The following is a 12,497-nucleotide window of genomic DNA, read 5'->3' as shown; positions in this document are numbered from 1 at the left end:
AATTAGCTACTTGCCCCTACTCCATTTAAGAACGTAGCATAAGCTAGGTTTGAAGCCGATTCAGGGCTGTGCTCACCGCTATGTATTGCTTGATAACCCACCCAAAGTAAGCCTTCAAATAAATGAAAAACCCATGACACTGAAAAATTATCACTAATTTTTTTGTGTTTAATCACTAAACTAATTAATTCACGCATTTCATCATTTTGCTGCTTAGAGCGGGCTTGAAAATCAGCATCATCTATCAACACTTGTTCCATTTTTGAAAGAAACGAAAACTCAGCAAATAAAGGCATTGTATTTTTTAGTATTAACCTAAGCGCATCAAGATGATCTTTCGCTTGGCGGTCAACATCTTTATTAACACTATCGAATCGCTCTAAACAATAAAATGCGATTGCCTTTTGGAGTATTTCTTTACTCTCAAAATGACGGTATACAGTTGCTCTACCAACGTTAGCGTGTTTAGCGATATCAACCAATGTGGCGTCAGCGTTTTGTAAAAACAACTTAAGCCCAGCTTGAATAATGAGCTGCTTTGAACGAGAAATACGCACATCCATTTTTGAGACACCATTGTATCATATATATTGTTACTGCTATGATACACAAGTGTATTAAAACTTAGCCTCAACTTCAATCAGGAGAACACTATTGAACCGCATGATCGCTATCGATATTGCTCGCGCACTTGCTATATTTGGCATGGTTATTGTGAATTTTAAAATTGCTATGAATGTACAGCCAGGCAATTCTCCCTTGTACCTTTTTGCTAGTTTATTTGAAGGTCGAGCATCTGCATTGTTTGTTATTTTAGCAGGCATAGGCATCACCTTTATGACACTCAAGGCGCGTCAATCTGGTTTATCTTCAGAAGTAACCAAATCAAAGTGGTCACTGATCAAGCGTGCTGTGTTACTCATGTTGATTGGCTTAGCCTATGTGCCCATTTGGGAAGCCGATATTCTCCATTTTTACGGTGTCTATTTTATTATTGCTGCCTGTATATTCACTCTAAGTAATAGAGTGCTATTATTGATAAGTGGCTTTTTTGTGTTAGCCTTTCCGCTGTTATTAATATGTTTTGATTACAGTTATGGCTGGGATTGGAATACGTTAACCTATCATGGTTTTTGGACTGTAGATGGTATGTTAAGGCATGTATTTTTTAATGGCTTTCATCCTGTTTTTCCATGGTGCGGTTTTTTGGTTTTTGGCATGTGGTTAGGTAGACAAGATTTACTTGATTCTCAATTTAGAAAGCAATTATTAATAGGCTCAATCGCTGTACTACTTATCACTGAGTTGCTTTTTTACGGCCTAAGGTTATTAACTAAAACACACGCTGAATTAGGAATAGATTTAGAACTGAGCAGCTTTTTATTAAGTACGTCTATCATACCGCCTTTACCTCAATATATGCTCAGCGCGACAAGCTCATCGGTTATCGTGTTAGTAGGTTGTTTTTATTTTGCTGATACATTTCAAACAAACAAATTAAGCCATTGGTTAAAACAAACCGGGCAAATATCGTTAACACTCTATGTGGCGCACGTACTTGTTGGCATGGGGGTTTTAGAATCATTGGGACTATTAAATAATCAAACAATTGGTATGGCGTTATTCTCAGCCCTATTGTTTTGCCTGTTTAGCATCATTTTTAGTGTTTGCTGGTTAAATAAATTTAAAGCCGGACCGCTTGAGTGGGTATTTAAAAAACTCATCAGGTAAGCGTAATTCTCAACTATAAAAAAACTAATTAATTTACACACTCTTTGCACATTCTCTTTATATGCTAATTTAAACCCTTAGCTTAGAGATACTACAATGAGTAAAAAATTATTTAAAACAAAGTCTGCAATTACAATACTTTTAACTTTACTCGTCACTGGTTGCGGTAGTTCAGAAGATAGTACAACCGCAACGACAGACTCCGGCTCAGACACAACAACGAATACTAATTCAGACATTGTTATAGAAGTTAATCCACTAAACTTTACAAGCGGGGCACTAGATTCAGAAGTAGCAACCCAAACATGTACCCTGACCAATAACGAAGAAGCACAGTGCTATGAAATTCAAATAGCTGGCGCGCCTGCTAGCCATGAAATTGGTATTTTTTGCCCTAGATATACGACTTCAAATGCAGATGAAGCTGGTATTTGGTTTGACGGCGATGGGCAAGTTTATGATTTAACTGGTGAGTTTATTACCAATCTAGATACTCATTACAACGACAGTAACTGGAAGTTGTATAACGAAAGCACCGGTAAAGTTAACGTCACCACGACAGAAGCCTCGTGCGCAGGAGCTGCAAGGCCTGATGTTGAAGAGCAATATCAAAATCACTGTGTGGAGTGTGCTATTGACTATGTTGATGGTGGAATTAGTCAAACCGTACTCATCCCGATTACACCTGTAAAGGCAAGCAGCCCTATTTCAATTGGCCGTGATAATATAGGTATTTCATTAAATGGAGTTGCACTTGCACCACCTGCACCTGTAGATGCCATTTTAGGCGCTTACACAATCGCTGCGTTTGATGACTGTGCAGGCCATATCAACTTAGTCGAAGGCTATCATTATCATGGTGCTGCTGGTTGCAGTGAAACACTAGAACAATCAAACGGTCATGCTGGCATGTTAGGTTATGCGTTAGACGGATATGGTATTTTTGGTATGGTTGATAGCCAAGGAAATGAAGACAATGACCTTGATTCATGTCGTGGCCACTACGATGAAACTAGGGGCTATCATTATCATTCAGCAAGCATTGCTGAAAACATGTTTATTGGTTGTTACAGCGGCGAAATAGCAAGGTAATAGGAGTTTATGATGAAAACACATTTAAAATTAGTCACGGTATTATTTTCCTCAACCATTGCTCTTTTTTATACTGCAAGCAGCCTTGCTCATGCTGCTCACGGTACGAATCAGCCATGGCATGCCTGTGAGGAAAAAAAACTTAATCAAAGTTGCCAATATGAGTTAGTAAATAAACTCTATATTGGCAGCTGCCAAGCAGCAAATAAAGTATTAATGTGTGTGCGAAACCAACCCATTATTGATATAAAAAACCAGCACAAAACTCAACAAAGCGCAGGCACTAATGAGCATGCTAAAAAGAAAGAGTAAAAGTAAAACTGAGTTAGACTCTATTTACGCCATAGATTTTTAGACCTGTAGGCTGTAGGCGTTACGCTCATGTGCGCCTTAAACACTTTATTAAAATAACAAGCACTTTTAAAGCCTGATAAACTAGATACACAATCAATACTTAATCGTGTAGTCGCTAATAAGTGCCGTGACTTCTCTAACCTTAGTAAATTAACCTGAGCACTAAAACTGCTACCCAAATATGTTTTAAATAAGCGCTTTAAAGTTGCATTACTGACGTTAGCCTGTTTTGCTGTTTTTGTTAAGTTCGGTACGTTTTCAATATTTTCAGATATATACCCAAGCCACCTCAAGATGCAGGATTCAGCGTTTCACAGGGGCTTAATATCAAGGCGTTACTTTGCAAGAATGGCCATCCCTTTTAAGAAGTAACAACGATGAGAGTAAGTGCCTGTGAAACGCCCAAGGGGTTGGTTTAAAAGCGATTTATACTGCGTTATTGATTTTAACAATAGAACCACTATTACTTGCAATCAATGCCTTGCCTAAATCGCTTTTAATTCCAACTGAAACTCGCATCTTGAGGTGGTTTGGGTATATAACTCAGCGCATGTGTCAGCCTAGGATCTAACTGATGTCCATTTTTGTAACCACTTTCTGTACTAGGTAAGTTTTGCAAACCTTTCAGTAGGGTTATTAATTTTGCTAACTTATCGAGTGGATGTTTCGCAGCTGCTAGCAAAAACAAAGCGTTGATCATTGGATGGTTTTTTTCAACAAAAAATGTATGGCTTTCATTGATAATAAAGAGAGTATATTCAGTTAGAATAACATACCCTGTTAGCGAGTTTGAAAAATCTCGCACTTAGCTTAAGTAGCAAGTAACTCTTATATTGAGCCTCGTCACAGGGGCTTTATAGTAAACTTTGCAAGTCAAATCAATACCCACATTTTACATCTGTTATTTTACTAATGTAATTGATTCACTCAGCACTCTTTATTTTAGTGATAACAAATAAGGTTAATAACATGCTCGCTGTGAAAATCAGCCCTTAAAATCAGTAAATCTTTGTTATCAATTCTAAAAATACGTTAATATTAGAAAAACTCACTCTGGCTGTTGCCAAAATTAAACCTGTTGTTTACTCATTAATGAGATCAAAACAAAACTAACTCTAAATAATCAGGTTAGAAATTTTTAAGGGATACTATGAATTGTACTAGTAGGTATACCCAAGCCACCTAAAAATCCAGATCCAGTTGGAATTATACGCAACTTAGGCAAGGCATTGATTGCAGATAATAGTGGTTCTATTGTTAAAATCAATAACGATGTATAAGTTGCGTATAAACCAATCCTTTGGACGTTCCTCAGGAACTTACTCTCTACGTTGCTCCTTTTTAAAAGGGAATGCCATTACTGCAAAGGCACGCCTTGACATTAAGCCCCTGAGAAACGCTGGACCCTGTATTTTTAGGTGGCTTGGGTATAAGGGCTTACTAAAGCCAAGTTTTATTGAAGGTCAGTTTCGCTCGCACACATGCACGCATTGTAATGGCCACTGGATCTTAATCGAAGATTTTGCGGCTTGGAAAGAGCGTAACCCAACCTTTGAATTTGCTGATAACATCTCATTTGAAGCAGAAACATCAGACACAAAAAAAGCCCTAATTTGCCCTGTGTCGGGTGTGATCATGCGTAAATTTCGTATTTCATCATCAAGCGACCACCGGATAGATTACAGCGCACCTGTTGGCGGTATCTGGTTAGATGCCGGTGAGTGGGAGTTACTAAAAGAAGAAGGCCTAGCCGGCACATTAAATGCCGTAGTCACGCAGCAATGGCAAAACCAAATTCGCGAGCAAAGTACCAAGCAAAATTTTAGTGATATATACGCTGATAAATTTGGCACTGACACTTACGCAAAAGTAAAAGACCTAAGAGAGTGGCTTAATGCACAACCACAAAAAGCAGATTTAAGAGCCTACCTAATGGCCGAAGATCCATATTCTGCTGAAAAATAACCTCCTACATTAAAAAATTTTCTACGGCTAAATTTGATTTATTAGAAAAACTAAATTTAGCCGTTAGTATCAATATCATTTGTGATCAACTATTACGACTAGGAAAAAGTACAACCTCGCTATTGCCCCACATCTGCAGATTTAGTAAACCTCAATTGGGTACTTGAAAAACCCCACAACTTTAGTGATAATGATTTTCATTAACAACAATCACAATTAAGGACGAATTGTGCACGCTCATAAAACATACCATTTAACTCGTAAATTTAAACTTTCTACTTGTGCGCTAATGATTTGCGCATCATTCCATTCGATTTCAAAACAAAATACTGATACTAATCAATACATTAATGACTCCGCTGAAGCCACAGATACTAAACGTGTTCAAGAACTTGAACATATATATGTTACTGGCACTAGTATTAACGATTACTCAGAATCAGCTAATAAAGCCGCCTTAAAAATGATTCTTTCACAGCGAGAAACGCCACAAGCCGTTACAGTTATCACTAATCAGATGATGCAAGATTGGCAAACCATCAATATAGACGAAATTTTAGAGCATGCGACGGGGTTTTATGCGCGACGCTCATCTAGTTTAGATAGACCTCGCTTTTCTGTGCGTGGTGGTAACGTTAACTTGATCCAAGTTGACGGTGTTCAGCAGTTCCCTGGTGGCCGCAGACCCAACGTAAATGGCGATTCTGCTGCATATGAACGCGTTGAAATTGTACGTGGTGCAAATGGCTTGTTAACCGGAGCGGGTGATCCTACTGCGACTGTTAACCTTGTTCGTAAGCGAGCCACTAATACAGACTTTCAAGCAAGTGTTGGTCTTTCAGCTGGCAGCTGGGATAATTACCGTGGTGAGATTGATATTTCAGGTTCATTAGTCGAGGACGGTACTATTCGTGCTCGGTTTGTGGCTGCACATTATGATAAAAACTCTTACATTGAACGCTATGGGCAACAAAAAACCTCAATTTACACTACTTTAGAAGCCGATCTAACAGATTACACCCTACTTCGCTTAGGCGTAGAATATACTGATACCGCATCAAAAGGAGCTATAAACTCACACTCCCAACCCTACCTTTTCGCTGATGGCAGCCGCTATAATGGTAAACGTTCAGATACAGGCATGACCGCAAAATGGAGTGGCTGGCCGCTTGAAGAGCACACCTATTTTATTGGCCTTGATCACGCTTTTGAGAATGATTGGCAATTAAATGCTATTGCGACTTACAACACCATAGAGATGCAAGGCGGCAAACTATTTTTCGTTTACCCTGAAGGTTATATAAATCCAGATGGTAGTAGTGACTTAGGCTTTGGTTACAGCGCAGTGATAAGTAGCTCTGAAGATAAACAAACAACATTTGATGTTTCATTACAAGGCCCCGTAGAGTTATTTAATCGCACACACGAAATGATTTTTAGCTATAACCAATTTAGCCGCGACCGGACCTCTTTTGGCAAGCAGGCTGATCAAACCTCAATTTCCCTTGAAGGGCTCAATTTTCATGATTGGACTGGCGATGTACCGCATTACCCTTTTAAAGATTTAGCCAAACAAAGTGTTAATATCACCAAATCCAACGGTGGTTTTGCTGCCATACGTATAAATCCTCATGACCGTGTGAAAGTGATTTTGGGTGCGCGAATAAGTAACTGGGATTATCGCAATGATCGTTTTAACCCCTCAACTGGGGAGTTCCAAGGTATACGCTATCAAGAGAATGTAACGGATGAACTAACGCCCTATGCAGGGTTAATTATTGATATAAGCCAGCAGTACAGCATATACACTAGTTACACCGAAGCGTTTAGACCACAGGCCTACTTTGACGCTAATGACAAAATGCTTGACCCTAGCACTGGAGAAAGTTATGAAATTGGTATTAAAGGAGAGTTACTCAAAGATACCCTTAACGTTAGCGCAGCCATTTATGAAAATATCGAGAATGGTCTGGCAGAGCTTGATCCTAATTATTCCGAGAAATATCTTACTCCAAATGGAAATCGCCCTTATATACAAAGGGGAGAAGGTGATACGACCAAAGGGTTTGAAGTAGAATTTAGCGGCTCACTAAGCCAAGATTGGAATTTAAGTGCAGGTTACTCCCAACATAAAACTAAATCCAAAGAAGGTAAACAGCTTAAAACAGATGAGCCAAATAAATTACTAAATATTTATACCACATATGACTTTGATCGTTACCTAACTGGATTTACTGCTGGTTTTGGGGTTAATTGGCAAAATAGTTTTTATGCCACGCCACAAAGGCCATTAGCTAATGGCCAAAGTGAAGCATATAAAATTGAACAATCACCAGTGACACTTCTCAACTTTATGGCACGTTATGAGATTAATGATAAAACCAGTGTTTCCCTAAATATTAATAATTTATTAGACGAACACTATTTTAATAGTATTTCATCTTGGGATGGTTATGTTTTACACGGTGAGCCCGTGAGTTGGCAACTGAGCTTACGTCACGCTTGGTAACATACTTCTAAAAAAACGCCAATGCCCTATTCAATATAACTTGATGCGCCTAAAGGAGGCGCATTTAGCTGTATATTTATCATCACCAATAAAACACAAAACACCAAAATTACATAGCCTGAAAAAGCCAAGGTCACAGAAGGAGTACTCTCTTAGTTTTTTAATGCCTATTCAATGCGTTTGAATGTTGAACGCAAGTAACCGTCCTGATCCCCTAAACCGAGTTCAATTAATGGATAAAGTCCTTCTTGGATCATAGTATTATCAATAATAGTGATCTTGAAAGGAATAGATACTCCCTCATAGTTTGGAAAGCTAGAATATTCAATATACTCAATTAATGTATCATTTTCGTAGGTATAGCGGCCCAACGAACCACCATAATTGTCAAATGCTACAACTTTTTGATCTGCCGTTAGTTGATATGAATTAAACCTTGGTCGATTTGTGCCAATACTTGAAAACGCAAAATGACTGTCTGTAAATATTTTAATCATTTTACGGTTTTTACCATCAAAGGTAGTGTATTCCTGTTCTCCAATAGCCAATGTTTCTAATTCTAATTGCCACTCACCTTCTAGCGCATTTGGTTGAGGGTTATCGCCTAATGTTTTACAGCCAGTTAAAAGCGCTACCACTAAGATAAAAATAAATAAGATTCGCATAATCTTACATCCTTATAATTAATTAAGATAAAACCCATCTTAGTTACTTTTCGGGGACAAAACAAAAAATGCAAAAAAGACAAGTGGGCCTGTGACTACTCAGCAGGCTCACATAGGATGAGTGTCTTCTTAGTGTTTATTTTACTGTAGGTAATCAGTGTTTAGCTTCACAAGATTTAGTGCCATTGAAAGTGTTTGGGTAGATATTTATCACGGGAGATGAACCGTCCATAGCACTTCCTGTTAATAAAAAGCGCATGATGGGTAATGTGGGGGCCGGCGGTTAGAGACCTCCGGTTACCCGATTACGTGATGTCACTAAGCTCAAAGCAAATTTCCAGTTCACCTTGTGTATTCGGAAACCAAACCTCACCTCTTTCTGAGCTAGCGTTTAAAAAACCCAAAGAATACTTTTTTGCGAGACTAAACATTTTTTCGAAAGCAGGTTCACTTTGCGACCAAGCAAAGCCAACGTATACAACTACCTTCCCAACACAAATATCAGCTAAGGTATCATCTGCGAGCTCTTTTGCGAAAGGGCCGTTCATTGGGGGAAAATCATTTATGAGCTCCATAAAAAAAAGCCGGAGTTTATCAGTCGTTACTGAAGGGTCGTCATAGTCATGCTCTTCTGCCCATTCAGACTGGTCATCATACCAATCTGAGAAGATTTCTAATTCTCTAGGTGCTTGTTCTGCATCAAATACCATTAAATCATAACTCATGGGGCTATCCTTGAAATCACCTAACGAGCCTGTAGAATAACTCGTTTTTAATTTATTTTTATTGATGGTTCAACCATAGCTGAGATCCTATTTGGGTTCAATCGGTTACTTCGATTTTACGTAAAATATAAAAAGAGGACTTGGTGTTGTTTTAATGGGCTTTTTTAAGGTATTGCAGATGTTTGAGTGGCTTTTTGAGGTGATAAGGGCTTAGCCCTATTAATGCATCGTGTTTCTCAGCTTTTCTAGGTTATGAACAAGCCAATACAACTGCCGCACAATGAAGTGAAGGCAGGCTCGATACAGGCAAGTCGTTTACCATTGTTTTAAAAACGTGTTGCCCTGTTTTTATTGGCGCTTTTCTAAGTAATAGGAAGGTGTAGCCTTTGTTTTCTTTTATTAACCTCAGGGCGTGTTGTTAGGCGTATTTAGCTCTGTAGAAGAAATCTACGAAGATCTCGCTCTTGACGCATGACATGTAAAATATAAACTTTGTCGCTATCCACTTTATAGAAAATACGGCAAGGATTAACATGAACTTCACGGTAATTTAAGTTACTTAATTCATGTGGCCTTTTACCTGATTCAGGCTGTTCTTCTAGCCTAGATATTTTATCAAATACTTTTTGAGTCAATTTCTTAGCCGCATCAATATTACTTAAAGAAATATACTCAGCAATATCGTTTAAATCATTAAGAGCTGGAGAGGTCCAAATTATTTCAGCCATTTGCTCATTTTTTCTTTTGCTTCTTGATTCGAGAATGTATTACCGTTTTTGATTGCTTGCTCACCACGTGCAACCCCCTCAAGAATTGCCATTCGTTGTTGCATAAATTCATAATCTTCAACATCAACTAAATAAGCGGATGGTTGACCATGCTCAGTAATTAACACTGGTTCTTTAGATATATGAAGATCAGCTAAAATTTTGGTAGCTTGGCGCTTAAGTGTCGTAACAAGTTCAACTTTCATAATAAATTCTATTTAGAACTCAAATAATGTATCACTATAGTATCACAAGGGTTCGGATTTACAATTATACGGCTAACATTTTAGTATTTAGCGACAGGCGGTTTGTGTTGTATAATTGCTTGCTGAACGAAGCCGCTGCGCGGCAGAATTAATACGCACCTTTCGTGATAATATTAAATACTTGCTAGATGCCATCTATTTTGGCGGTCTATCTAGGAGCCTAAAAAAGGACAGCGTAAAAAAGGACAGGCATATATTTTGCCGGATAATAATGTGCTACTGGCGGCAGTGGCGCTCTTTATCAGGTATAGCACGCACAAAAGTACGCGAAATTGGGTGTTAGCGAACAACTCGCCATAGCCTGTGGTATCACCAGTACCAAAAGTAGGCGCTTGGAAGCGAAGGCCCTTGTAGAAGCTCAAAAACAAAAGGAATTAACATTGCATTTGGCAATGATTACTTAGCGTCCCAAGGTTTAGTGTCATTAAGAGATATTTGGAGCAATATTCATTACGGGAGATGAACCGCCCATTGCACTTCCTGCTAATAAAAAGCGCATGATGGGTGGTGTGGGGGCTGGAGGTTAGAGACCTCCGGCTACCCGATTAGCTTTACTGATTGACAAAACGTGAAGAATATCTGGTGAATACCCAACCATGCATTTCAGTCCCATTTTCATATTTATACGATATTTCAATCCAGTTTTTATTTTTGGAATGTACAGTGACAACTTGCCCAAAAATCATTTCGTCGAGTATTTCAGAGTTTGTTGACGCATCGGCTCTTAAGCGAACATTATTTCCAGTTATAAAACGAAGACCTGATGTATCAATACCTTCAATTTTTCGCGGTAGTACAGAAATATCTTTGACCTTTTCTCTATCTGCTCGGTCACTCTCCAATAAGTAACTTTCTACTGTTGGTGTTATTAAGTTTGCAGAAATACTATTAATTTGTGGCAAAAAGACATGTAAAAAGAATGTAGCTAGAACAAGCTGAATAAAAGGAGGTAAATTATTGAAAATCTCAAAAAAGCTTTTTGAATCTTCTGAATCAGTAAGCATTTCGGTAGCAGATTGAAATTCACTTTCGAGTGTTTCTTCATCCAGCATCGACGTATTAATTGAGCTTGATTCTTGAATAGAATGTGTAACTTGATTAAGGAATGTTGAATTAATTTCTCGTAATACTTTTGAATTTTGCAATTGACTTAAAGAAGAATAGATAGAGGATGAATTAGCCATTGCTGCCATAGCTCGATCAGTAATCCCCTGCTGAGATTCAAATGACCTCATTGCTTTTTCTATTGCTGATGTGGCATGTGAAAACCCTAAAGCTTTTTCCATTATAGGGTTCTGTGATTCGAAGGTTTTCATGGCTTGTTCTACAGCGGAATTAGTTTTTGAAAAACCTAACAAATTTTTCATCAAAGCCTGTTGTGAATCAAATGATTTAATCGCTTGTTCAATAGCTGATGATCCTTCAGAAAGGCTTAACACTCTTTCAATTATGGAATTTTGTGATTCAAAAGATTTCATTGCCTGCTCTATAACAGAGATTCCTTTCGTATATCCTAAGGCCTTTTCCATTAAAGACTGCTGTGAGTTAATCGACCTCATTGCTTTCTCAATAGCTGTAGAGCCATGTATCATTTCTAGAGTACTTTCCATTTAATAGAGTCCTTGATTAATCACTGTAATTGAGAGTAAAGCTAACGAGGCTGTAGAATAACTCTAACAGCCAAATTCAATTAAAAAACGAGCTCCTATAATTAACTCTAAGCGTTTTTAAAGCACTAGGCAATGCATTTAGGACCCACAAAATTGGCTGTTTTTCTTAAAAAAGAGTAATTCTACAGCCACAACGCTCTAATAATGGGCAAAAAATTGTTGGCTAAAATGCTGAGGAGCGAAAACAGCCAACTGTTATTTGTCCTGATTTGTTTGCCTTGTTATGTTTCAAATGCACAACACTAAAAAGTTAATTTGTCATGTGATGATGTACAAAGAGAACAGCCCATAACAATATTGCACTACCGATAAAGATCAATAAACCTTTTAGACTAAAGCTACTAATTCTATGTTTGCAAACGGGGCAAACAAAGTATGATTTGTTCATTGCCACCTTAACCTCTAGGGGAACAATATCCGCCTTGCATTTTTTACACTGAGCCATTTAAATTTGCACACTCTGATTGAAACATAACGAGCCTGTAGAATAACTCGTTTTTAATTTATTTTTATTGATGTATTAACCATAGCCGAGTTCCTATTTTGATTCAATCGACAACTGACTTTCACGTAAATATAAAAAGAGGATTTGGTGTTGTTTTAATGGGCGTTTTGGAAGGTATGACAGGTGTTTAAGTGGCTTATTTAAGGTAATAAGGGGTTACCCTTATTAATGTATCGTGTTTCTCAGCTTTTCTAGATTATGAACAAGGCAATACAGAGTTGTCGCACAATGAAGTGAGGCATTCACTT

12 protein-coding genes are annotated in these 12,497 nt (G+C 38.0%); 5 read left to right on the top strand and 7 right to left on the bottom strand.

Features of this window, described 5'->3' with window-relative positions; genetic code table 11:
* Positions 1–2: 2 nt before the first annotated feature.
* On the bottom strand, positions 3–563 hold the full coding sequence (locus tag ACJJVX_RS10895) for a TetR/AcrR family transcriptional regulator (protein ID WP_064435694.1): 561 nt from the start codon (positions 561–563) through the stop codon (positions 3–5).
* Positions 564–663: 100 nt separating this feature from the next.
* Between ACJJVX_RS10895 and ACJJVX_RS10890 the strand changes: the two genes are divergently transcribed.
* The 3 genes from ACJJVX_RS10890 to ACJJVX_RS10880 all read left to right on the top strand — a co-directional run bounded on the left by ACJJVX_RS10890 (position 664) and on the right by ACJJVX_RS10880 (position 3,135).
* Positions 664–1,731, top strand: a complete 1,068-nt coding sequence (locus ACJJVX_RS10890) for a DUF418 domain-containing protein (RefSeq protein WP_249365873.1) — start codon at positions 664–666, stop codon at positions 1,729–1,731.
* A gap of 96 nt (positions 1,732–1,827) precedes the next feature.
* Positions 1,828–2,823: a YHYH protein gene (locus ACJJVX_RS10885; RefSeq protein ID WP_405631435.1), complete on the top strand. Its 996-nt coding sequence runs from the start codon at positions 1,828–1,830 to the stop codon at positions 2,821–2,823.
* Between the two features lie 9 nt (positions 2,824–2,832).
* Positions 2,833–3,135: a hypothetical protein gene (locus ACJJVX_RS10880; protein WP_212760690.1), complete on the top strand. Its 303-nt coding sequence runs from the start codon at positions 2,833–2,835 to the stop codon at positions 3,133–3,135.
* Positions 3,136–3,155: 20 nt separating this feature from the next.
* On the opposite strand, the gene ACJJVX_RS10875 is transcribed toward ACJJVX_RS10880, so the two are convergent.
* Positions 3,156–3,470, bottom strand: a complete 315-nt coding sequence (locus ACJJVX_RS10875; protein WP_405631432.1) for a helix-turn-helix domain-containing protein — start codon at positions 3,468–3,470, stop codon at positions 3,156–3,158.
* Between the two features lie 979 nt (positions 3,471–4,449).
* Between ACJJVX_RS10875 and ACJJVX_RS10870 the strand changes: the two genes are divergently transcribed.
* Together ACJJVX_RS10870 and ACJJVX_RS10865 are read left to right on the top strand one after the other, a co-directional pair.
* The gene (locus tag ACJJVX_RS10870) at positions 4,450–5,142 is read left to right on the top strand and encodes a hypothetical protein (RefSeq protein WP_235575710.1); all 693 of its coding nucleotides are present in this window, start codon (positions 4,450–4,452) and stop codon (positions 5,140–5,142) included.
* A 229-nt stretch (positions 5,143–5,371) separates the two neighbouring features.
* Positions 5,372–7,651, top strand: coding sequence for a TonB-dependent siderophore receptor (locus ACJJVX_RS10865; RefSeq protein WP_405631430.1), 2,280 nt, complete (start codon positions 5,372–5,374; stop codon positions 7,649–7,651).
* Between the two features lie 167 nt (positions 7,652–7,818).
* Here ACJJVX_RS10865 and ACJJVX_RS10860 read toward each other — a convergent pair whose 3' ends face one another.
* The 5 genes from ACJJVX_RS10860 to ACJJVX_RS10840 all read right to left on the bottom strand — a co-directional run bounded on the left by ACJJVX_RS10860 (position 7,819) and on the right by ACJJVX_RS10840 (position 11,684).
* On the bottom strand, positions 7,819–8,316 hold the full coding sequence (locus ACJJVX_RS10860; RefSeq protein ID WP_054206759.1) for a lipocalin-like domain-containing protein: 498 nt from the start codon (positions 8,314–8,316) through the stop codon (positions 7,819–7,821).
* Positions 8,317–8,621: 305 nt separating this feature from the next.
* Positions 8,622–9,041, bottom strand: coding sequence for a hypothetical protein (locus ACJJVX_RS10855; protein ID WP_405631426.1), 420 nt, complete (start codon positions 9,039–9,041; stop codon positions 8,622–8,624).
* Positions 9,042–9,469: 428 nt separating this feature from the next.
* Positions 9,470–9,769: a type II toxin-antitoxin system RelE/ParE family toxin gene (locus tag ACJJVX_RS10850; protein ID WP_169327979.1), complete on the bottom strand. Its 300-nt coding sequence runs from the start codon at positions 9,767–9,769 to the stop codon at positions 9,470–9,472.
* Entirely contained in the window at positions 9,757–10,014 is a 258-nt protein-coding gene (locus tag ACJJVX_RS10845; RefSeq protein WP_054206756.1) for a type II toxin-antitoxin system Phd/YefM family antitoxin, read from the bottom strand. The genes ACJJVX_RS10850 and ACJJVX_RS10845 overlap by 13 nt, the downstream gene beginning before the upstream one ends.
* A gap of 611 nt (positions 10,015–10,625) precedes the next feature.
* Positions 10,626–11,684 carry an SH3 domain-containing protein gene (locus tag ACJJVX_RS10840; RefSeq protein WP_054206754.1) on the bottom strand — a complete coding sequence of 353 codons (1,059 nt, stop codon included), beginning with the start codon at positions 11,682–11,684 and terminating at the stop codon, positions 10,626–10,628.
* Between the last annotated feature and the right edge of the window lie 813 nt (positions 11,685–12,497).

Origin of the sequence: Pseudoalteromonas sp. Ld20 (assembly GCF_045064175.1) — a bacterium.
GTDB classification, from domain to species: Bacteria; Pseudomonadota; Gammaproteobacteria; order Enterobacterales; family Alteromonadaceae; genus Pseudoalteromonas; species Pseudoalteromonas neustonica.
The sequence above is the reverse complement of the archived record's forward strand: the minus strand, read 5'-3'. Positions and strand labels throughout refer to the sequence as shown.